Annotated in this window: 19 protein-coding genes and 1 pseudogene; 12 read left to right on the forward strand and 8 right to left on the reverse strand. The window is 54.6% G+C overall.

Annotation, left to right across the window (positions count from 1 at the left end):
* Together DP106_RS13450 and DP106_RS13455 are read left to right on the forward strand one after the other, a co-directional pair.
* Window positions 1–293, forward strand: a 293-nt coding sequence (locus tag DP106_RS13450) for a transposase (RefSeq protein ID WP_165857904.1), incomplete at its 5' end; no start/stop codon positions are given.
* Between the two features lie 440 nt (window positions 294–733).
* Window positions 734–2,086 carry a sulfatase gene (locus DP106_RS13455; protein ID WP_120086120.1) on the forward strand — a complete coding sequence of 451 codons (1,353 nt, stop codon included), beginning with the start codon at window positions 734–736 and terminating at the stop codon, window positions 2,084–2,086.
* A 5-nt stretch (window positions 2,087–2,091) separates the two neighbouring features.
* Here DP106_RS13455 and DP106_RS13460 read toward each other — a convergent pair whose 3' ends face one another.
* The gene (locus tag DP106_RS13460; RefSeq protein ID WP_205738944.1) at window positions 2,092–3,213 is read right to left on the reverse strand and encodes a glycosyltransferase family 4 protein; all 1,122 of its coding nucleotides are present in this window, start codon (window positions 3,211–3,213) and stop codon (window positions 2,092–2,094) included.
* Window positions 3,210–3,767 carry a methyltransferase domain-containing protein gene (locus DP106_RS13465; RefSeq protein ID WP_120086121.1) on the reverse strand — a complete coding sequence of 186 codons (558 nt, stop codon included), beginning with the start codon at window positions 3,765–3,767 and terminating at the stop codon, window positions 3,210–3,212. Before DP106_RS13465 ends, DP106_RS13460 begins: the two co-directional genes overlap by 4 nt.
* Window positions 3,768–3,867: 100 nt before the next feature.
* Between DP106_RS13465 and DP106_RS13470 the strand changes: the two genes are divergently transcribed.
* Both DP106_RS13470 and DP106_RS13475 read left to right on the forward strand, forming a co-directional pair.
* A complete protein-coding gene (locus DP106_RS13470; protein ID WP_165857905.1) occupies window positions 3,868–5,325 on the forward strand; it encodes a sulfatase family protein in 1,458 nt (485 codons plus the stop codon).
* 55 nt (window positions 5,326–5,380) lie between these two features.
* Window positions 5,381–6,733 carry a capsular polysaccharide export protein, LipB/KpsS family gene (locus DP106_RS13475; RefSeq protein ID WP_120086125.1) on the forward strand — a complete coding sequence of 451 codons (1,353 nt, stop codon included), beginning with the start codon at window positions 5,381–5,383 and terminating at the stop codon, window positions 6,731–6,733.
* 14 nt (window positions 6,734–6,747) lie between these two features.
* Here DP106_RS13475 and DP106_RS13480 read toward each other — a convergent pair whose 3' ends face one another.
* The 3 genes from DP106_RS13480 to DP106_RS13490 are packed head-to-tail and all read right to left on the reverse strand — an operon-like array spanning window position 6,748 to window position 9,180.
* Window positions 6,748–7,524 (reverse strand): oxidoreductase, encoded by a 777-nt coding sequence (locus DP106_RS13480; RefSeq protein WP_120086126.1) that lies wholly within the window; start codon window positions 7,522–7,524, stop codon window positions 6,748–6,750.
* On the reverse strand, window positions 7,521–8,234 hold the full coding sequence (locus DP106_RS13485) for an acylneuraminate cytidylyltransferase family protein (protein WP_120086127.1): 714 nt from the start codon (window positions 8,232–8,234) through the stop codon (window positions 7,521–7,523). Before DP106_RS13485 ends, DP106_RS13480 begins: the two co-directional genes overlap by 4 nt.
* A complete protein-coding gene (locus DP106_RS13490; protein WP_120086128.1) occupies window positions 8,227–9,180 on the reverse strand; it encodes a Gfo/Idh/MocA family protein in 954 nt (317 codons plus the stop codon). The genes DP106_RS13485 and DP106_RS13490 overlap by 8 nt, the downstream gene beginning before the upstream one ends.
* Window positions 9,181–9,264: 84 nt before the next feature.
* Here DP106_RS13490 and neuC point away from each other — a divergent pair, with 84 nt between their 5' ends.
* The 3 genes from neuC to DP106_RS13505 are packed head-to-tail and all read left to right on the forward strand — an operon-like array spanning window position 9,265 to window position 12,171.
* Window positions 9,265–10,419 carry a UDP-N-acetylglucosamine 2-epimerase gene (gene neuC, locus DP106_RS13495; RefSeq protein WP_120086129.1) on the forward strand — a complete coding sequence of 385 codons (1,155 nt, stop codon included), beginning with the start codon at window positions 9,265–9,267 and terminating at the stop codon, window positions 10,417–10,419.
* A 40-nt stretch (window positions 10,420–10,459) separates the two neighbouring features.
* On the forward strand, window positions 10,460–11,404 hold the full coding sequence (locus tag DP106_RS13500) for a methionyl-tRNA formyltransferase (RefSeq protein ID WP_120086130.1): 945 nt from the start codon (window positions 10,460–10,462) through the stop codon (window positions 11,402–11,404).
* Between the two features lie 56 nt (window positions 11,405–11,460).
* Window positions 11,461–12,171: a methionyl-tRNA formyltransferase gene (locus DP106_RS13505; RefSeq protein ID WP_120086131.1), complete on the forward strand. Its 711-nt coding sequence runs from the start codon at window positions 11,461–11,463 to the stop codon at window positions 12,169–12,171.
* Here DP106_RS13505 and DP106_RS13510 read toward each other — a convergent pair.
* Together DP106_RS13510 and neuB are read right to left on the reverse strand one after the other, a co-directional pair.
* Complete coding sequence (locus DP106_RS13510) at window positions 12,168–12,839, reverse strand: PIG-L deacetylase family protein (protein ID WP_120086132.1); 672 nt, start codon at window positions 12,837–12,839, stop codon at window positions 12,168–12,170. The genes DP106_RS13505 and DP106_RS13510 overlap by 4 nt on opposite strands.
* A complete protein-coding gene (neuB, locus tag DP106_RS13515) occupies window positions 12,836–13,903 on the reverse strand; it encodes an N-acetylneuraminate synthase (protein WP_120086133.1) in 1,068 nt (355 codons plus the stop codon). The genes DP106_RS13510 and neuB overlap by 4 nt, the downstream gene beginning before the upstream one ends.
* Window positions 13,904–14,124: 221 nt before the next feature.
* Here neuB and DP106_RS13520 point away from each other — a divergent pair, with 221 nt between their 5' ends.
* The 3 genes and pseudogenes from DP106_RS13520 to DP106_RS13530 all read left to right on the forward strand — a co-directional run bounded on the left by DP106_RS13520 (window position 14,125) and on the right by DP106_RS13530 (window position 17,164).
* The gene (locus DP106_RS13520) at window positions 14,125–15,153 is read left to right on the forward strand and encodes an SDR family NAD(P)-dependent oxidoreductase (RefSeq protein WP_120086134.1); all 1,029 of its coding nucleotides are present in this window, start codon (window positions 14,125–14,127) and stop codon (window positions 15,151–15,153) included.
* Window positions 15,150–16,283: a DegT/DnrJ/EryC1/StrS family aminotransferase gene (locus DP106_RS13525; protein ID WP_120086136.1), complete on the forward strand. Its 1,134-nt coding sequence runs from the start codon at window positions 15,150–15,152 to the stop codon at window positions 16,281–16,283. Before DP106_RS13520 ends, DP106_RS13525 begins: the two co-directional genes overlap by 4 nt.
* A gap of 56 nt (window positions 16,284–16,339) precedes the next feature.
* A pseudogene (locus DP106_RS13530) lies at window positions 16,340–17,164 on the forward strand (NAD-dependent epimerase/dehydratase family protein).
* A 36-nt stretch (window positions 17,165–17,200) separates the two neighbouring features.
* Here the strand turns inward: DP106_RS13530 and DP106_RS13535 are convergent.
* The gene (locus DP106_RS13535) at window positions 17,201–18,187 is read right to left on the reverse strand and encodes a GDP-mannose 4,6-dehydratase (RefSeq protein WP_120086138.1); all 987 of its coding nucleotides are present in this window, start codon (window positions 18,185–18,187) and stop codon (window positions 17,201–17,203) included.
* Window positions 18,188–18,409: 222 nt separating this feature from the next.
* Between DP106_RS13535 and DP106_RS13540 the strand changes: the two genes are divergently transcribed.
* Entirely contained in the window at window positions 18,410–19,633 is a 1,224-nt protein-coding gene (locus DP106_RS13540; RefSeq protein ID WP_120086140.1) for a sugar phosphate nucleotidyltransferase, read from the forward strand.
* The gene (gene glmS, locus DP106_RS13545; RefSeq protein WP_120086142.1) at window positions 19,633–21,429 is read left to right on the forward strand and encodes a glutamine--fructose-6-phosphate transaminase (isomerizing); all 1,797 of its coding nucleotides are present in this window, start codon (window positions 19,633–19,635) and stop codon (window positions 21,427–21,429) included. The genes DP106_RS13540 and glmS overlap by 1 nt, the downstream gene beginning before the upstream one ends.

The raw sequence follows: 21,429 nt of genomic DNA on the forward strand, positions 1-21,429 counted from the left end.
TAGAGTACCTGACGACGCTGGCGTCGTCAGCGTACGACCCAATCGATGTGATCAATATCTACACGCTCAGAACGGTCGTTGAGATCCTGTTTCGTGAGCTAAAACAGTATCTGAACATCGAGAATTTTCACTCTCAAACGCTGAACGGCGTGTTATTTGAGCTATTTGCAGCGATGATAGGGATGGTACTCATCGAGTGGCTCCGGCAACGCCACCCGATGCGGGGTGGCGTGCCGGATGCGATTACAGCTGTTCGGGACGGTTGGAACGAGACACTTCGATCAGTCGGCTAATCTCCGTGTCTCTGTCCAGTTCGCCGCCGCCATGAGCGGCGGCTCTCTCCAGTAGTCGGAGACCCATTCGAATCACTGTCGAGACGGTCACTGAACTAATCTCTCACGTCGGATTGACTGGCTTGTGACTGCTTGTGATCTACCAACAGAGTTCCCAACAGTATCTCGCTGTCAACACCTACGCAGTGGCTTTATCAATTCGAAACGGGACAGTAAATTATCTCTTTAGAATGAGAAATATACTTTCGCCCCGAAATGGTCAATAAGCTGATTGGAACCGGAGTGCTAACTAATATTTCAGCACAAGATCCAATTCGATTCACCTGGGAAATCAGGATTTCGGCAGGTGTATCAAACTATCTATGAAAAACCTTCCAAGCGGAGTCTCAAAGGTGGTTTCAAAAACCTTTTTACGTATAAAAACTCTTCTCGAATAGGGTATGAAAAAGAACTGTGTTTTTCTCACTATCGATAGTCTTCGTGCGGATCATGCGACAGAACTTTACGGTCTCATGCCAGAGGTAAATGAGTATGCTAACGACGGTGTTCGGTTGACACACGCGTATTCGAACGGGTATTCGACACCGGTCTCCTTTCCTACGATTCTTACTGGGACGTATGCGAACCACTACGGCGGCTACGGCTACATGTCCGATGAGCGGCCATTCCTCGCCTCAAAATTCAACGCGGCCGGCTACGAGACTGCTGGCTTCCATACGAACCCCCACCTACGGGACGACAAAAACTACGATGTCGGCTTCGAGAAGTACAACGATGTCGACGACGAGGCTGGCGAGCTCTCACGGGTGCGGTATCTCATCACGCAGAACCTAGACAGCGATTCGACGCTGTATAAATATCTCAAGCGCGCCTACCATTTTCTCAGAACCACCTCGGGAAGCACCGACTACACCGAGGCACCGAAGCTCAATCAGAAAGCACTCAGATGGCTTGACGAGGAGTACGACGACGACAGCCCGTTTTTCCTCTGGACACATTATATGGATGTTCATTATCCGTTCTATCCTCCTGACAAGTTTCTCGATCAGGTCACTGACAGATCTATCTCGACGAACCGGGCAATCTCGGTCAACGGGAAGATGCACGAAGAAGACGAAGAGTTGTCCGAAGCCGATGCCGCCGACCTCCAGTCGCTCTACCGTGGTGACATCCGCTATCTCGATCACCATATCGGGGAGTTCATCGACGCGCTCAAGAAACGAGGCCTGTTCAAGGACACGATTTTCATTATCACCTCGGATCACGGTGAGCTGTTCGGCGAACACGACCTGTTTGGCCACCCACCATCAGGATACGAAGAGAGCTTCCACGTCCCACTGTTCTGTTTCGGGTCCGGAATTCCAGAGGGAACGCGGGTCAACGAGCTTGCCTCGCTCGTCGATCTCCCCCCGACTATCGCTGAGCTGTTTAATCTGGACAACGACTCACGGTGGGAAGGAACAAGTCTCGTCCCAGATCTCCACCAACAGCCACGAGACGAGAGCCGAACGATGTTTCTGGGTGATAAAAACGTCCTTACCTACCAGACCGAGGAGTGGCGGCTTGTTTGGTGGCGAACGAAAGAGAACCCACAACAGGCGGACAAAGAGTGGGAGCTCTTTCAGCTGCCGGAGTGTGAACGCGTTCCACTAACCGAACAGGAGGAGATCGTCAATCGATTCCGCGAGGAGCTACACACCTATATAGATCGAATAGAGGATGAAAATGAACTTGCCGAGCCGACTGTCGACGACGCAACAGAAGACAGACTCGAAGCCCTTGGTTACAACTAACGGTATCAAGCAAGCAGTTGCTCGTAGAGATCAACAATCTGTGGAGCAACCACCGACGGAGCGTAGTTATCGAAAACCTGCTTTTTATTCCGTTCACCGATATCAGCAGAATTCTTTTCGACACGTTTGATGGCTGCTGCCAATGCCTCTGGATCTCCTGGGGTACAGAGTAGTTCTTTGTCTTGGATCACTTCCGGCGGGCCACCAATATCTGTGCAAACGACTGGAAGTCCGGCCTGCATTGCTTCAAACATGGTCCTGTTGAGTGGTTCTGGCCAGATACCAGGATGAACAAACACGTCGGCATCAGCGTACGCCTGGCCGACTTGCTCGTAGGGAATCTGTCCACTGAACGTCGTTCGGTCAGCAACGCCACAGCGCTCGGCCAGTGCCCGAAGATCGTCCATGCGGTCTCCGTCACCGACAATTCGAAGTCGGTACTGGTCGGACAGTAGCGACACCGCCTCGATGAGGTACCGCACCCCTTTGTTCTCGGTTAGCGAACCAACATACAGAAGCTGGATCCCCTCGGCCACGCCACCCTCTGGAACCGAAAAGTCGGGATCGATCATGTTCGGAATGTGTTCGATACGGTCAGCATCGAATCCGTTATTGGTGTAGATGTTGCGGATGGCCTCGCTCAGTGCGATAAATGCATCCATCTGCATCATCGACAGTCGCATGAGATGTCCGGTAGTCGGGAGTCCAATACGTTCGTAGAGCCATTCGAGTCCATCGGCGGACGTATTCGTTACTGAGCTAGGGAAAAATTGATACGAATTCAGCGTCCCTACCGAGGGGACACCCTCTCGGGTCGAAAGGTAGCCGACGACCGGGTGAAGCTCCATATTATAGGCGTGAATGACGTCAAACTCGGCGAGTCGACCACGGAGTTTCCGGGCGACAGAGAGGTTCTGCAGTTCGGTAACGAACGGTGAGACGCGGCCGAGACGTTGAACGGTAACGTCGTTCTGCACGGTCGTCTCGGTTCCGTCGAATGCAAACACAGTTACGCTGTCGATACGCTCCTGTGTCAGCAACTGCGTCGAAAGTAGTTTCGTACTTTGCTCGCCACCGCCACTCGATACAGGTGGGTAGCGAGGTGTGACGATAGCAACAGCAGTCACGACTGGAGCCACCCGTCGATTGATGGTTCGACCGGGTCAGCACCCGGTTTCCGGAGGACAACCTTCATAGCCAACACAAGGTCACCGATCATATGGCCGAGTTTGAGTTTGATTCGTTCGGAGGGAACGGGCTGAAGAAGTTTCGAATAAAAAAAATCTTGTGAAACATGCTGGAATTCGAAATCAGCGTAATAGTCGTAGTCTGACGCCTCCGTATAGTAGTCGAACGTACCTTCTGTAAAGAACGATCGGTGAGTTGGGTCACCGTATGCACCGTGGGCATTATAGTATGGGACATAAATATAGACAATGCCACCGGGACGAAGCACTCGATGAATCTCTCGGAGTACGCCGGTCGTATCCCGGCTGTGTTCGATGACGTTATCGAGCAAGATCTCCGAACAGACGTTGTCCGGGAACGGAAGCGAATGCATATCCCCAAGCACAGTCACCTGGTCAGTAGAGTCGATATCGAGCCGCACATCACCCCACTCGGTCTCTCCTGCCCCGATATTCAACCGGATGTCACCCTCGTTTCTCCGGGAATATTCCATATCGATAATGATCAAGCAGCCGTAATGGAATTGTCGGTTCGAGGGGAGAGTAGCTCGGATTCAAAAAAGACTAATTCCATGCCACTACCGTATGAGTACAGTGAGCCAAAACGTAATTGTAGTTGTCGTCGATGCACTTCGGGCCGACCGAGTCGGTGCGATAAATAGAGAGAGGGATCTCACTCCAAATATCGACCGATTAGCTCGGAATAATGGGGTCATCTTCAAAAACGCCTTCGCCTGTACCAATGCCACAGATCCATCGATAACGACGATTCACTCAGGGTACGATCCGTCTTCTACTGTGATCCATCACGGCCCATATGTAAGGGATGAAGAAAAGCAGCGTGCTGAGGCGATGACATCGGTTCCCGAACAACTTCAGGACGCAGATATCCACACTATTGCGACTGGCCGTCCGCTCAGTCGGTGGCACAAGGCAGGATTTGATCAGTACCCTGAACCGACATTTGGCCGCAACCGGCGCCGAGCAATCGGTGAACGCCTCGAAACACTGCATCCCCGACTGCGATCTCTGGCTGGCTGGCTGTACGAACGTGTCTCCGAAACCACGACATCAAACGAGACGGGTGATGAGATTGACAACTTGCTCGGCCGACTCGATGATGGGCGGCAGTTCTACGGGTTCGTTCATCTCATGGATACCCATGCACCATATGAACCCAACGAACAACTCGTCGATGAACTTCTCGACCGGCGAGAGTACCCACAGGACGATCTCTCCGAGTTCTTTGCCGCTCATCAAGAAAACGATCATGTTCGGGAGTTCATCAAAGAACATACCTCTTCCGCAGATTACGAGTACGGTGTCGGACGATTGATCGCCAGATACGATGCAACAGTTATCGAGGCCGACCGGAAGATTGGACGCCTTATTGATGGGCTGCGCGAGCGTGGACGTTACGAAGAGACAACAATAATCGTCACGAGTGACCACGGAGAATCCCTCGACGAACACGGGATCTTTTTCGACCATCACGGCCTTTACGACGAGTCTATTCACGTTCCACTTGTTATTTCGGGTCCGGAGACTCAGACAGCACGCCGAGAGGAGTTCGTACAACTGTACGATCTTGCGCCGACAGTTCTCCAACTATTCGATCTCACGGCTGACAATAAAATAGTGGGCAGGCCGCTACAGCCTCTCATCACTGATGGGGATAGCTGGACCGACCGTGAATACATTGTGGCCCGCGAAGCACACACCCAGAGTCGGATCAGTATCCGTACATCATCGTGGAAATATATCAACCATATTGAAGACACAGTGTTAGAGCGTGAGCGGGGTGACTCTTTACACTGTGGCTACTGCAACTGTTTTCATGGAGCCGAAACAGAATTATACGATCTCAATGAAGATCCTGACGAGAAAGAGAATATAGTCGAAAACTATCCCGACATCGTAACCGAACTGGAAGCAAAACTCGATACCTACGAAGGGTCGCTAAATTATCCAGATAGCACTACCGAAACTAAGGTGACATACGACAACGAGTCGGAAGTCATGGAACGACTCGAAGATCTCGGCTATCGGTAGGAAAGTCACGTTCAAACCAACATACTAAATAAGCGGTATACAGACGTGTTTTTTAATGAAGTACGATTTCTGTCTTGTCGCATCGTGGAGTGAACAGAGCCAAAAACAGCTTGTGCTCTGGGGAAGAGAGCTCGAAAACAGAGGATATACTGTTGCTATTGTTTCACCATCACCGTCTAAATTACTGTCTGAGAGTGAGCTCCATACCTTTGTTCTTAGAGATTTCCGAGACAACAGCAACGAATTCTCATCAGTGGAAGCGGTTGAGTCCCGGTATGGGATACCAAGTGTTGATCACCTCACATTTACCGAACGCCAATTTTATCAGCTGTCGAGATCTGAAGCCCTCTCCCGAACTGTCAATATTGCCAACGCGTACCACGATTTGTTTACCGAGCATTCATTCAGGTATACATTCCAAGGTCGTGGACCCGAGATACACAAACTCCTTGCGAACTACATTACGGAACACGAGAACGGGCTCCCTATCTGGGTCGAATTTTCACCCTTCGACGATACCTACGCCCTGACAACGTCGCTCGACGGGAGATGGGATAACTATCAGACGATACCATACGAGAAAATTCCCGACGCTGAACGAGACGCAACCCACCAACATATTAAACAGTTCCGTGAAGAGCGGCGGTTCTATGCGAAAAATGACGATACTGACGACAGCAGAACGACGGAATCAGTCATCAGCAAAGCAGTAGCGTCCGTCAAAAACACTATTGGAAGAACACGACCGGGTCGGCTCCGAGATCAGATCACACAGGAAGCACGTCTGAAGTTCAATCGGCGGGTCAGTGACTATCTGTTACCCACAGTCGAGAAATCACGCCAGCTCTGTCACGATATCAAGTACGTATTTTTCCCACTGCAGTATCCAATCGAATCACGGTTGACTGTCTTCTCCCCACAGTTCTACGATCAACTGTATCTCGTCGAGTACCTCGGACGAATTCTTCCGTCGTCGACGCAGCTCTTTGTCAAGGGACACCCACACCATCCTGGACATCCTGCACCCGAACGCATACGACGAGTGGCGAAAAACGATCAGATAACGTTTCTTCATTATAACATGCACGCTCACGAGACTATCGAGCATGCAGAGGCAGTCGTGGTGGTAAACAATACGATCGGTTACGAATCTATCTACTACCAGAAGCCACTGCTCGCTCTCGGGAACCCCACTTATGCAGAAACACCTGCAGTGACACAGGTACCGTCCCTTGCGGATCTGCCAGAAATTTTGAGCGAGAAGATATCAACAACAGTCAAAGAAGAGACGACAATTGAAAGCATTTATTCACTCCAAGAAACGAGCTGGGATGGAAATACGGCAGAGTATAGTTCCGAAAACGTTCAGACAGTGGTGGACTCAATCGTTAACTTTCTGAACGAGTAGACACCAGAACACGGTTATTTGATTGTCCATCCACCATCTACTATGAGGTTTTGGCCAGTTATGTACCGTGACGAGTCAGAAGATAAAAACACCACAGCTCCCTTCAAATCAGCGGGCTCCGCCATCCTGGACAGTGGTGTCTTCGATTCGTACTGGTCGACGAACGTGGCATCCTGATCGTCGAACACGCCGCCTGGACTCAGTACGTTCGCTCTGATACCGTCCTCACCCAGGTACGAGGCCAGATATCTGGTGAAATTGATTATCCCGCCCTTGATCGCGGAGTACTCGACCGGGCTCGTCATCTCCGTCCCGGCATACACATCGAAATCAGGGGCCTGAGACCCGTAGATCGAGCCCAGATTGATTATACTACCCCCATGTTCCTGTCCTTGCATGATGGCAGCTGCTTTTTTACACGTCAGATAGTAGCTGTTCAGATTCAAGAGGATGTTTTCTTGCCAGTCGGAGAGAGACACGTCCTCGTACTGTTGTCCGTAGTTTTGGTTTCGGGGATACGCCGAGTTGACCAAGATATCGACGGAGCCGAAGCGCTCGACGACCTCCTCGAACAGCGCCTCGACCTCGGATTCCGAGTTAATATCGACCATCTTCACGACGACGGTGCCATCGATCGAGTTGGCGACCTCAGTCGCCGCCTCGGAGTCGATATCGACGAGAACGACGGTCGCGCCGTGGGTTGCCAGCGCGCCACAGAGCGAGCTCCCAATGAGTCCGGCGCCACCTGTGACGACAGCGACCTTCCCCGAGAGATCGAACAGACCACTCATACATACTCCGACTCGTTCTCGAACAGGAACTCGACGAATGCCAGGTCGATCGGTCGATCAATATCGACCGACCGCTCGGGAGGCATGACCGAAATCCGGGTTCGCTCTTGGTGGATGCTATCTGTGCCCTGGAGATGGCCCTGTTCCCAGATGTAGACGGATGCATTCATCGCGTACACGTCAGGCGCATCCTGGCGACGAACGATCTCCGATTGGGCCTGTTTAGACAGCGAAGCACAGCCGTCCTGATCCAGCTCGACCATATTGAAATACGGGTTTTTGTCGGCTTCAGTGACAGTATACACGTTGTGGGAATCCGAGTTCTGCAGAACCTGAAAACAGTTTTTGATGTCTTCTATCTTCCGGAGCGGAGCCGTCGCATCGAGATCGACAATGTAGTCGTAGTCGGTGTCCGTCTCTTCGGTCATATACTGGTGAACGTGCTGAATGACAGGGAGTTTGGCAGCGGAGTCGGAGGCCAGCTGCTCCGGCCGTAAAAACGGCACCTCGGCGCCGTACTGTTCTGCTACCTCGGCGATTTCGGTGCTATCAGTGGAGACAACCACATCGGTGCTACGGTTCCAGTCGAGCGCATGCTCGATAGTATGAGCGATCAGAGGTTTGCCGGCGACAGTCCGGATGTTCTTGTTCGGTACGCCTTTCGAGCCACCGCGTGCACAGATCGTACACAGTACTAAATCGTTACTCATGATCTGATTTGATCCCGAGAGCGATTTCCAACACAGTCATTCCCTGTTCGACATCGTTGTCGCAGGGCTCGCCGTTTCTGACGTGGGTGAGAAAGTGCGAGAGCTGTGATCGGAAGAGGTCGTTTCGCTCGAACTCGAATTCTTTTTTGATCGTCTGCTGGTTCGTTTCCACAGTTACGATCCCAGCAAGGAGGTCACCAGTAATAATACCATCAGAACCGACGATCTCGATCGTCCGACGTGGCTCCGGCCGATAGTAATCCAGATGAATCTGACCGACAACATCCGAATTCATGCGCAAAACAGCCTCTGTGAGATCCTCGGATTCGATTTCCAACTCGCTGAGCTGGCCGACCCACGACCTGGTATCCACAACGTCGCCGAACAGCCAGTACGCGTAGTCGATCTCGTGAATCAGGTCAAGAACGACGCCACCGCCCATCTCCGGATCAGCACTGTAAGAGTCCCGGTAATCCTGGTCGGGTCGCCAGTCCGGAAGATACGATCCCGAGAACACTCGATAGTTGTATACCGTGCCGATGAGCTCGTTTTCCAGTTGGGTTTTGATATATGTCAACACCGGATGGAACCGAAACACACAGGCGATATACGTAATCAAGTCGTTGGCGTCTGCGATCCGATAGAGCTGTTCTGTCCCCTCCAACGAGTCTGAGAGCGGTTTTTCGATAAACAGGTGACAGCCATGTTCGGCGGCCGTGATCGCTGTCTCGACGTGGAGTGATGTCGGATTGGTTATGAATGCAACATCCGGATCCACAGACAAAGCCTCGTCCAACTCGTCATGTTGGATGACGCCCGGAAACGCATCCGGGTCAGCCGTTCGACTTCGGTAGGCATGAACATCGACCGAAGAGTATAATTCCTGTAGTACAGATAGGTGACGGCTGCCGATCGAACCCAATCCGAAAAACAGGGCTGTATCCATATCGGTGTGAATGAAAGACAGCCATAGATATGTTACGAACCACAAACACAAGAGTTAGTCCACCTGGCATGCAGGAATGACACAATGGAGAGAAAAATCGTCGTTCTTACAGGAACGAGAGCCGAGTATGGACTCCTCAGATCGTCGATGGAGGCAATCAAGGCTCACGACGAGCTTTCGTTGTCCGTTGTCGCGACCGGAATGCATCTTTCTTCCCAGTATGGAACCACTGTCGACGAGATTCGCGACGATGGATTTAGCGTCGACCGTGAAGTCCTGATGCTTCTCGAGGGGGATACTGGCACGGCAATGGCGAAATCACTGGGGATGGGAACCACAAGCCTCGCCGACGCGTTTGCGAGTCTCGATCCAGATATCGTCCTGCTGTTAGGCGATCGCGACGAAGCGCTGGCCGGAGCGTTGGCAGCTGCTCACATGAATATACCAGTTGCCCACATCCACGGCGGAGACTCGATGCACGGCGCAATCATCGATGACAGCATTCGGCACGCGATTACCAAGTTCGCTCACATTCATTTCCCGGCCTCAGAACTGAGTGCCAGCCGTATCCGGAAACTCGGCGAGGAGCCCGAGCGGATTACCGTCTGTGGTGCCCCAGGGATCGATGACATCCTGTCGAACGATTTCGTTACACCCGAAACGGTTCGTGAGCAGTACGATCTCGACCAGCGTAAGCCACTGATCGTAATGTTGCAGCATCCGGTCACGACACAACCGGAGCAAGCAGGCCAGCAGGCCAAACAGACACTGGATGCGATCGACTCGTTCGACGCCCAAGTGGTGATTATTTATCCGAACTCGGATGCGGGCAGTGACCGGATTGTAGAGGAGATCGAATCAAGGGAGTTCGGATCGAACGTACGTACCTTCAGGAGCCTCCCACGAGGCGAGTATCTCGGCTTACTGGCGGGCGCTGACGTGATGGTCGGCAACTCCTCAAGCGGTATCCTCGAAGCGCCGTCGTTTGGTTTGCCCGCCGTCGATATCGGTCCTCGACAGGAGGGACGTGAGCGCGGTAATAATACGATCTCGATCCCACACGATACGGACGCGATCACAGACGCTATCGAGCGGTCACTCACCGACGAAGCGTTCAAAAAACGGGCAGCTGACGGGGATAATCCATACGACTACGGCGGAGCTGGAACGCGAATCAGCGAGCAACTCGCCGCAATGCATATAACTGACGACCTGCTACGGAAGCGGCTCACATACTAGCGGTCACAACACATTTTCGTCCCCGTACGAAACCAAGACCATGCAGGTCGTTTTCGTGACACACAACGAACTGGGGGTAGCGTGTTTGGAGGAGCTCAGCGAGCTTGGTGCAGAGATCAAACACGTGTTTACCCGGCCCAGACGGGAGGATATCTCTGACCAGGCAGATATCGGGGCGTTCGCAGACACCAACGACGTTCCACTTTCCAGAGTCAGTTCGGTCAACACGCCAGCAGTAAAATCGACGATCCAGGACTGTGACCCGGATATACTCTTTATCATCGGCTGGTCACAGCTGGTCGACTCAGAGGTATTGGAGATCCCAAACGTAGCCGCTCTTGGGATGCATCCAGCACCGCTTCCGAGAGGCCGAGGGCGGGCACCACTGGCGTGGTCACTTATTAAGGGACTCGATGAAACTGCGCTGTCGTTTTTTCATCTGGTCGAGGAGGCCGACGCAGGCGACATCGTCGGACAACAACCCCTGCCGATTGAGATACAGGATGACGCACAATCAATGTACGACAAGATGGTCGAGGCAGGGCGAACGCTTATTCAGAGACATTACACTGAACTCGAGTCCGGGACGGTTCCGAGACAGCAACAAGACCACTCAGCGGCAACGTGGTGGCCGAAGCGGGAGCCACATCACGGGCGCATCGACTGGACACGGGCTCCGAAGGAGGTATACAACTGGATTCGAGGCCAGACCCGGCCGTACCCTGGTTCCTATTCGTATTTAGACGGTGATAAAATCACGATCTGGAAGGCCGAGCCACCGGCCTCAGAGACGGAGTTTGTCACCCCCGGAGAAATTGCGTACCGCGATGGAGATCGACTCGGAGTCGGTGCCTGGGAAGGAATTATCGAGCTCACGGAGGTTCAGGTCGGTGATGATTCACCAGTGAGTGCCGGGGAGCTGGTTTCGTCCTACCGGTATCAAATCGGCGATCAGTTCCAAAACGCGAGAGATCCGCTCGTATGACCGGGAGTACAAACTCAGATCGAAGTATTTTGTAGCTATGCTGACTTTGATCGAACATGGACATCGTATTTCTTGGCATAAACGACGCAGGCCGTGAGATCTATGACTGGCTGTGCAGTCGAGACGAGGTTACCGTACGTGCGTTAGTGACGACAAAACAGCAGCTAGAGCTGATCGAATCGATTCAGCCGGATGTCGTCGTCGCTGTCGGGTATCAGCACATCGTTCCGGAGGACATTCTGAAAATCCCGGATGAGGGCTGCATCAATGTCCATCCAGGATATCTTCCTCACGGACGTGGGTTCAACCCGAACGTCTGGAGCATCATCGAGGATCTCCCTGCGGGGGCAACAGTACACTACATGCATGATGGCATCGATACGGGGGATATAATCGCACGTGAGCGCGTGGAGAAATCAGTGGCTGATACGGGGAGATCGCTATACCAACGGATCGAACGGGCCTGCGTCGAACTGTTCAAACAGACGTGGCCGTCGATAGAGTCATCTACAATCGAGGCGGTTCCACAGACGGAGAGCGACGCAACGTATCACCAGAAGTCAGATTTTGTCGATCTGTGTCGGATCGATCCAGAACAAACGTATGAGGCAAAAGAACTCATAGACATTCTCCGTGCATTAACCTTCCCTCCGTTCGATAACGCGTATCTCGAGGTTGATGGCGAAAAGCATTATATCGAAATCGAGGTCACGCCAGTTTCGGAGCGTGAGCAAACCGAGCGTGTCGGAACCATCGATTCGTACTAACGGTACGCGCGGAGTATATCAAACGCTTCTGCCGCGGTCACACCACTTGCTGCGCCACGCGTAGTGGCAATAGCATGCAACGCGTCCGGAGATCGAGGATGAGGCAACTCACGGATCTCAGTTTTATACTCCGCAAACGCCGTGATTTTGCGATCCACGTACTCCGAGATATCCACAAAAAGTGATGGGGTGAAGCCGTCAGTATTCGCCGCGAAATCTGTTGAAGAGGGGGTTTCGTAGGCTACAACCGCAGAGATACCGGAACCGGGTCTGGCTGCGACAAGCGTCGAATCGTGCACAGCAACGTGATCCTGGTTAACCTCACGCCGGGAATGGGTATACACGATATCAGGCTCGACCTCCGCACAAACGGTCTCGATAGCATCATTTACATCCACATGAGCGACGGTATCGAGCCGCATATCGGGTAACTCTCCGAAATGAACGCCGGTGGCACCCAGAACGTCTGCACATGCACGCGTGTGATCCTGTTTTTCTTCGATGAGATCGGTATCGCTATACTGGTGGGTTGTACCTTCAGTGACAATTAACACATGCACTTCATCTCCGCATGCCGCATGCTTAGCCATTGTACCACCGGCGCCGAGGACCTCGTCATCAGGATGTGCGCCGATGACCAAGACCGTATTCGATCCATCGAATATCATCGATCTGCGTCACTCTCCACAACACGCATCGGAACGTGACGGTTGGTAAGTGGGTTCCCTTGCTGGACAGCGGCTACGGTTTCAGTTCCGAGCAGGTCTTTATAAAAAACTGGAGAAATTCCGGTTGCCGGTCGGAGAATATCAATATGGTTCTCGTTCAGGCGTGTACCTGCAGGAATGTCAACTGATGCGTGGAGGCTTTTGCGGATCGTGGAGCTGTTATCGAGTTCGATGTTGGTTGGTTGCTTCTCGGCGTCGCCCCTCAGCCGAGACGCAATACGAGTCATCTCCACGGCTCGATCCAGCTCGGCTGGTTCAAGTGATGCCTCGTGATCAGGGCCAGGCAGCGTCGAATCAAGCGTGAAATGTTTCTCGACGACAGTCGCTCCGGCCGCAACCGCAAGTGCAGGTGTTTCAGGCAACGTCGTGTGATCAGAGTAGCCGACAGGCGTATCTAACTCGTCTATCATCGTCTCCATCGCACGGAGGTTTACCTTATCAACCGAACATGGATACGCGGAGGTACAGTGAAGGAAGACAACGGAGGCATCCGGAGCGACCGAACGAATCGCATCATGAGCTGCATGAACCTCATCCATCGTTCCCATCCCTGTGCTGACAATCATCGGCAAATCAAGTCCAGCTACGTGTTCGAGCAGCGGATGGTTGTCGAGTTCGCCAGATCCTAATTTTATCGCGGGCACGCCGAGATCGGCCAACATGTCCGCACTCTCAGGGTCAAACGGTGTCGACAGAAACGTGATGTTACGGTCATCACAGTACGCCATAAGCCTCTTGTGGGCCGAACGGTCGAGTTCATACCGTTTCAGCATCTCGTACTGTGATCCTTCACCAGTTGTTTCAGTCTGATACTCGGCCTTCACGGCATCCTTTGTAACAAGTCGGTCAGCGCTGAATGTCTGAAATTTGACTGCGTCTGCGCCACTCTCTACGGCTACATCTATAAGCTCCTCGGCAGTCTCAATGCCCCCGTTGTGGTTCACACCAGCCTCCGCGATAAAATACACGCTATCAGCGGCGAGTGTAACTCCGTCTAGTTCCATAGCTACCCTTCCTCGACTGGTCACATTGTATCTTTCCCTTACTATCCACTCGGTCACGATTCGTTAACATTTGTTCGGCAGGGACGACGCTGAAAGGCGACCAAGCACCTACATATTCCATGTTGCCATTGAGTAGACCGTGACTGAGTGGATACCACCCCTCGAATAACCCGATCAATAGTTCAAAAGGATTAGTACCACCCAATACTCTGTCTACATTCATGGATACAATTAATGGCAAACAAGTCCTCGTCACTGGGGGGGCTGGATCGATTGGATCACAGATCACTAAACGTGCACTGGATTTGGGTGCTGATACGATCCGGGTTCTGGAAAACAATGAGGCAGAGCTCTTCGAGCTACAACGGGAGATTGACGACACAAATAGGCTCCGAACGCTACTCGGCGATATCCGTGACCGTGACCGGCTTCGGCTTGCACTCGAAGGCATCGATATCGTCTTTCACGCAGCTGCACTGAAACACGTCGAACTCAACGAGTACAATCCGTTCGAAGCTGTCCAGACGAACGTTCAGGGCACTCAAAATCTCGTTCGAGCGGCACTCGAGGAAGAAGTAGAATCGTTCATCGCGGTCAGCACTGATAAAGCATCGAACCCGACTTCGGTAATGGGTGCAACGAAACTCCTCTCAGAACGTCTCGTGATCGCCGCAAATGCGTACAAAGGTCAGCGGAAGACGGAGTTCAGCTGTGTTCGATTCGGTAACGTCCTCGGATCGAGTGGCTCGGTTGTCCCTCTGTTTTACCAGCAGATCAAATCTGGTGGCCCAGTTACAGTCACAGACCCAGAGATGACACGGTTCCTGATGCCGATTGAAGAGGCAGTCGACCTCGTATTCAGTGCAAACGAACGAATGGGTGGTGGCGAAGTGTTCGTTCTCAAAATGCCGACCTTCGATGTTGGAACACTCGCTGAAACAATGATCAACGCCTATGGTTCTGCTGTCGGCAATCAACCAGACACGATCGAGACAGAGATCATTGGCCCCCGTCCAGGCGAGCGAATACACGAAAAGCTCATCTCGGAGGACGAACTCCAGAACACCGTCGAGCAGTCGGATATGTTTATCATCTACCCAGAGATTGACCTCGACAGCTACCAGCGACGTGAGGAAACGATTTCATTAACAAGCGAATACACCTCTGCAAACGAAGAGCCAATGTCATCAGATGAACTGCTTGATATGATCGAACGCGCTAACGTGTTGCCAATAGAGGCACATCGATGACAGAGGCGATACCACTGTTCGAAATCCCATGGGACGAGACCGATATCAGCAACGCAGTCGAATCAATCTCTCGGGGGGGCTACTGGGCAAAAGGGCCGTTCGTCGATGAGTTCGAGGCAGGACTTGAATCCTATTTCGGTATCGATTATGCTGTTTCGACGAACTCCGGGACGACCGCACTCGTCGCAACGCTCGAAGCCTGTGGTGTCGGCCCCGGTGACGAGGTTATCGTCCCATCGTTCACATTCATTGCGACAGCAAACGTCGTCAGACTCGTCGGTGCCGAGCCCGTGTTTGCGGATATCGAACAGGATACGTTTGGGCTCAGCCCACAATCTGTAGCCGCGAACGTTACTGACGACACCGCAGCGATTATTCCGGTCCACGTGTACGGAACGCCCTGTCGGATTCACGAACTGCGTACCATCGCCGACGAGAACGACCTCTGGCTCGTCGAAGACACCGCCGAAGCATTCGGTGCGACTGCAGACGGGGATCTGGCCGGAACAGTCGGCGATATCGCCGCACTGAGTTTCTGTCAGAACAAGATTCTCCCGACTGGTGAGGGCGGTGCAGTCATCACTGATGACCCAACACTCGCAAAGGCTGCGAGTCAGTTCACTAACCACGGTCGAGTTGAGGGAGACTACTTCGGGTCAGTCGACAGTGGAACATACGAATCAGTCGGCTCTAACTATCGAATGTCAGATATGGTTGCCGCAGTCGGTGCTGCACAGCTTTCGAAAGTCGACGACCTCATCGACTCACGGAGAACAGTCGCAGCACCATACCACGAGGGGTTCTCGACTATCGACGGAATCGAGACACACCAACCACTCGAGGGTAACGACCACGTCTATCAGCTGTACAGTATTCTTTTCGAGAACGAATCGGTTCGGTCACGGGTGATTGAGGCGTTGGGAGACCAGGAGATTAGCTGTAAAGTGTACTGGGATCCACCGGTTCACGACACAGAGATCTACGCCTCCGATGGAGACGACCATCTCCCACAGACAGACAGCGTGAGTAGTCGAGTGCTCTCTCTACCAATGTATCCGACACTACCGCTTGCAGATGTCGACCGAGTCGTGAACGTTGTTTCTAAGGCAGTCAGTGATACTGTAAACTGATTGCAGCGGCCGGTGAGTTGCGCGATCCCTCGCGCTGCAATGGTTCATCAGACTGAATATTCACGCTGGCCGAGAACCTTAACGACGATGTCGAGTTCATCGAGGCATCGGTGCTCAACGAGGAGTATCCCGACGGCATCGACGTGCTGTTTCATCTGGCGGCGCTCTCCTCGCGGAACATGCACGAGAACGACCCCCAGCGTGGCTGTCGGGTCAACGTCGAAGGATTCGTCAATGCTGTCGAGCAGGTTCGTAAACAGGGCTGTGAAACCGTCGTCTACGCCTCGACGTCCTCAATCTAAGGGAGTCGAACCGAGCCCTCCCCCGAGAGCATGTCGGTGAGCGCCCAGACCGCCTACGAGGCCTCGAAACTCGCCCGGGAACGCTACGCGGAGTACTACGCCAATCATCACGGGATGGCGATGGCGGGACTCCGATTCTTCTCCGTCTACCAGGGGTTCGGCGGCAACGAGAAACACAAAGGCGAGTACGCCAACACGGTCGCGCAGTTCGCCGACGCAATCGCCAATGGAGAGGCTCCGAAACTGTTCGGCGATGGCACCCAGACCCGGGATTTCACCCACGTCGACGATGTCGCTTGGGCCTGCGAACTTGCCGCCGACCACAAACTCACCGGCGTCTACAACGTTGGCACCGAGAAGGCCTACACATTCAACGAGATGGTCGAACTGATCAACGACGCACTCGGAACCGAGATCGACCCCGAGTATATCGAGTGTCCATTCGACAACTACGTCCACGACACGATGGCCGACGTGACGAAGTTCCGTGAGGCCACCGGCTGGGAGCCGAAGATCGAGTTCGCCGATGGTATCAAGCAGGTGTGTGAACCGTATCTGAACGAATCGGTAGAGATCTAAGAGACGCCAGAACAGAGAATTGAACATGCCGACGAGCTACGACTCCCGGACGAGAGGATCGTACCACTCGTAGTTCTCGCGGTACCAGTCGATGAACTCGCTGACACCCTCACGGATATCCAGTGTCGGCTCGTAGCCGATCAGCTCGCGTGCTTTCGAGATATCCGCGTGGGTGTGTTCCGCATCGCTCGGGTGCCGGCTATCGAAGCTGATCTCCAGAGAGGGATCGATCGCGTCCCGAACCTTCTCCGCAAGTGTGATGATCTCGATGTTGTCGGTCGAGCCGATGTTCATCACCTCGCCGTCGGCACTGTCGTCGGACAAGAGGCGGCTGTTGGCGTCGACGATGTCCCCGATGTAAGTGAAGTCACGTGTCTGCTCGCCGCTGCCGTAGACGACAGGCGATTCGCCGTGCAGACACCGCGAGACAAAGTTCGTGATCGCCATATTCGGACGCATTCGCGGCCCGTAGACCGTGAAATAGCGGAGCGAGACGGTCGGAAGCCCGTATACCTCGTTGTACACTCTGGCGTACTGTTCGGCCGCGAGCTTCGAGGCACCGTACGGTGAGATGGGCGTCGTCAGATGATCCTCATCATAGGGCAGATATCTTGGCTTGCCGTAGACGCTTGACGAGGATGCGTTAACGACACGCTTGATATCCGCGTCTCTGGCCGCGTCCAAGACGTTGAGCATCCCCTCAACGTTGTACTGGTTGACTTTCTGTGGCTCGTCGACGCTTGTCCGAACCCCGGCCTGTGAGGCCTGATGGTAGACAATCGAGGTCTCTCCGACGAGGTCGGCAACAAGGTCGGCATCAGTCGTCGAACCTTCGACCAGCCTGTAGTTTCCGCCGCCTGATTCGGCTGCGGCCCGCCCGACCTCGACGTTGTGACGTTTGATGCCGAGATCGTAGTACGGCTCAAAATTATCCAATACGACGACATCGTGGCCAGCCTCCGCGAACGACTCCGCGAGATGGCCACCGATGAAACCCGCACCGCCCGTAACGAGGATGTTCATACAACAGGGTATCAAAGCCGTCTCAAATGTGTTGTGGAGTTGTCTCCTGGAGCTACTGTCAAACTTCTATAATTTAGAACCAGCCAGACAGCTGATACCCTCCAGTAGTCGGCAGTGGCTGGTTCCGAACAAGAATAAATAGCAGTCAGACAGTCGGATCGTCTTCAGAACCCAACATCCAGATGAAGCAAATGTTAAGGCCAAACAGACAAACACTACTACATGTCAACGTTTTCCGCCCAAGCAGACAGCCGACCCTCCTCAGCAGTCGTGTTGGCCGCTGGGGAGGGAATTAGGCTTCGACCGCTCACGGCAAACCGGCCGAAACCAATGCTGCCGGCCGGCACCCGACCGATTCTCGAACACGTGCTCAACGCACTGATCGATGCGGGCATCAACAACATCCATCTCGTCGTCGGCTACCAAGCCAACCGTGTCCGCTCGCATTTTGGGGCGACGTATCGCGATGTGCCACTCACGTATCACACCCAAACGAATCAACTCGGCAGCGGCCACGCGCTACTGCAGGCACGCGAGGGTTCAACCGACTCCTTTCTACTGGTCAACGGCGATCAAATAATCGATTCCCGCATCGTTGAGGCCGTGCGAACGACCCATACCGATGCCGCGGCCGCATTGGCAGTCGTCGAAGGGCCACAAGCGGCCGACTACGGCGCAGTCACACTCGACGGCAGCGAGATCACGACGCTCTCCGAACAGCCAACAAGCGGGGGGTTTAGACTGTTCAACGCCGGCGTGTATGCGTTCACACCAGAGATTTTCGAAACGCTGGAGACCATCTCGGTCGACCGTGGTGAACTCCCGATCACGGACGCGCTGCAGGCACTAATCGACGACAAGAACCACACTGTGGCCGGCGTCCGGACGGATCACTTCTGGATGGACGCGACTCACGCGTGGGACCTCCTGTCGCTATCCCGCGCACTGCTCCGCCGCGGCTGGGTCGATCCACCCGCTATCGACGGTGGCGACTGCTACGTCGATGAGACAGCCAAGGTCCACCCGGATGCCACACTCGTCGGCCCAGTCGTCGTCGACAGCGACGCTGTCATCGAAGCCGGTGCGGTCGTCGGGCCCTACGCCGCCATCGGTGCGAGCGCGACCGTCGGTGCCGGAGCGGTCCTCCGCGATGTCGTCATCGACACCGATACGTCCGTCGGCCCAAACACGACTGCGAGCGAGCTCGTCGCCGGACAGGGCTGTGCAATCGGCGGCGCGTTCACAGCCGCGGGCGGGCCGGCCGATGTCGTTCTTGAGGAGCAGGTATACCCCGATGTCGATCTCGGTGGTGTTCTCTCCGACCGCGTCGAGGTCGGCGGTGCCGCAACACTCGAACCGGGAGCGTTAGTCGGTCCCGACGCAGTCCTCGGTGACGGCGTCGTCGTCAGTGGGCAGGTCGACGCCGGCAGCGAGGTGGTGCGCTGATGTGTGGGATCGTCGGCTGCATCGGCCGCGGTGACGACACCGTCAACGTGTTGATCGACGGCCTGCGAAGCCTCGAATACCGCGGCTACGATTCCGCGGGGATTGCCCTCGGCCCCACACTCACCGTCCTGCGGAAAGCCGGCGAACTCGACGCGCTCGCGGAGGTCGTCGACGCGAACGAACCGACCGGCACCTACGGCATCGGCCACACCCGCTGGAGTACCCACGGCCCACCGAACGACCGCAACGCCCACCCACATACTGACGAAAACGGCCGGGTCGCCGTCGTCCACAACGGGATCATCGAGAACTACGCCGAGATCAAGTCAGAACTCGAAGCCGAAGGCGTCACGTTCAGCAGCGATACCGATACCGAAGTTGTCCCGCATCTCATCGCCCGCGAGCTGGCCGACGGCGTCGACGCCGAAACCGCCTTTCACCAGGCAGTTGACCGACTCGACGGCAGCTATGCTATCGCCGCGATCATCGACAGCACCGAAACGATCTTCGCCGCCCGCCAAGGCTCACCGCTCGTCATCGGCGTCGGCGACAACTGTACGTACCTCGCCAGCGACGTGCCGGCGTTCATCGAACACACACGCGACGTGATCTTTCTGGAAGACGGCCAGCGGGTCCGTGCCGATGCCGAGGGCTACACCGTCCTCGACGACAACCGAGAGCCAGTCGAGGTCGATATCGAGACGGTCTCGTATACGGCCGAGGAGACCGGCAAAAGCGGCTACGACCACTACATGCTCAAAGAGATCCACGAGCAGCCGACCGCGCTCAGGCAGTGTTTCTCCGGCCGGGCCGACGCGCTGGACGGGACGATCACCTTAGAGGAAGTCGGCGAGATACCACAGCCGGACGCAGTGCAGTTCGTCGCCTGCGGAACCTCTTATCACGCTGCCCTCTACGGCGCGGCGACCCTCCGGGAGATGGGTATCCCGGCAGAAGCGTATCTCGCCAGCGAGTACGCGCTGTCGCCACCGCCGCTCAGTCTCGGCACGCTCGTCGTCGGCATCACCCAAAGCGGCGAAACCGCCGACACGCTTGCCGCGCTTCGGGACGCCAAGAGCCGCGGCGTCACCACGCTCGCACTGACCAACACGGTCAACTCGACAGCAGCCCGCGAGTGTGATCACGCGGTCTACATCCGCGCCGGCCCGGAGATCGGCGTGGCAGCGACGAAGACGTTTTCCTCACAGTTGGTCGGCTGTAACCTGCTTGCCGAGGAGTTAGTCGAGGGGCAGCTTGACCTCCGACCACTCATTGAGTCGCTCCGCAACCTCCCGGACGATGTCCAGTCGATTCTCGATAGCTCGGCAGCTGAAGCGATTGTCGAGGAGTACGGCGATAGCGACGCCTACTTTTTCATCGGTCGGGGGAAGAACGTCGCGGTCGCCCTCGAAGGTGCGCTCAAATGCAAGGAGATCAGCTACGAACACGCCGAGGGGTTCCCGGCGGGTGAACTCAAACACGGGCCACTTGCGCTCGTGACGCCAGATACACCGGTGTTTGCGGTCGTCACCGGCGACGACAAGCGCGCCCAGAAGACGCTTGGTAATATCAAGGAAGTCCAAGCCCGCGGCGCGCCGGTCATCGCGGTCACCGACGGCGAGTCGGATGCGGCCGAGATTGCTGACGAGACGCTGGAGATTCCGGAGACGACAGAGCGGGCGGCACCCGTCCTTGCCAACGTCCAACTGCAGTTATTCTCCTATCATCTTGCGGACGCGCTGGGTCGTCCCATCGACAAACCTCGAAATCTCGCGAAAAGCGTCACTGTCGAATAA

The organism is Halonotius pteroides, from assembly GCF_003605635.1.
Lineage (GTDB): Archaea > Halobacteriota > Halobacteria > Halobacteriales > Haloferacaceae > Halonotius > Halonotius pteroides.

Coding starts and splice junctions, on each gene's coding strand:
- DP106_RS13455 (WP_120086120.1), top strand. CDS start 734: ATGAAAAAGAACTGTGTTTTTCTCACTATCGATAGTCTTCGTGCGGAT.
- DP106_RS13465 (WP_120086121.1), bottom strand. CDS start 3,767: ATGGAATATTCCCGGAGAAACGAGGGTGACATCCGGTTGAATATCGGG.
- DP106_RS13475 (WP_120086125.1), top strand. CDS start 5,381: ATGAAGTACGATTTCTGTCTTGTCGCATCGTGGAGTGAACAGAGCCAA.
- DP106_RS13480 (WP_120086126.1), bottom strand. CDS start 7,524: ATGAGTGGTCTGTTCGATCTCTCGGGGAAGGTCGCTGTCGTCACAGGT.
- DP106_RS13485 (WP_120086127.1), bottom strand. CDS start 8,234: ATGAGTAACGATTTAGTACTGTGTACGATCTGTGCACGCGGTGGCTCG.
- DP106_RS13490 (WP_120086128.1), bottom strand. CDS start 9,180: ATGGATACAGCCCTGTTTTTCGGATTGGGTTCGATCGGCAGCCGTCAC.
- neuC (WP_120086129.1), top strand. CDS start 9,265: ATGGAGAGAAAAATCGTCGTTCTTACAGGAACGAGAGCCGAGTATGGA.
- DP106_RS13500 (WP_120086130.1), top strand. CDS start 10,460: ATGCAGGTCGTTTTCGTGACACACAACGAACTGGGGGTAGCGTGTTTG.
- DP106_RS13505 (WP_120086131.1), top strand. CDS start 11,461: ATGGACATCGTATTTCTTGGCATAAACGACGCAGGCCGTGAGATCTAT.
- DP106_RS13510 (WP_120086132.1), bottom strand. CDS start 12,839: ATGATATTCGATGGATCGAATACGGTCTTGGTCATCGGCGCACATCCT.
- neuB (WP_120086133.1), bottom strand. CDS start 13,903: ATGGAACTAGACGGAGTTACACTCGCCGCTGATAGCGTGTATTTTATC.
- DP106_RS13520 (WP_120086134.1), top strand. CDS start 14,125: ATGGATACAATTAATGGCAAACAAGTCCTCGTCACTGGGGGGGCTGGA.
- DP106_RS13525 (WP_120086136.1), top strand. CDS start 15,150: ATGACAGAGGCGATACCACTGTTCGAAATCCCATGGGACGAGACCGAT.
- DP106_RS13535 (WP_120086138.1), bottom strand. CDS start 18,187: ATGAACATCCTCGTTACGGGCGGTGCGGGTTTCATCGGTGGCCATCTC.
- DP106_RS13540 (WP_120086140.1), top strand. CDS start 18,410: ATGTCAACGTTTTCCGCCCAAGCAGACAGCCGACCCTCCTCAGCAGTC.
- glmS (WP_120086142.1), top strand. CDS start 19,633: ATGTGTGGGATCGTCGGCTGCATCGGCCGCGGTGACGACACCGTCAAC.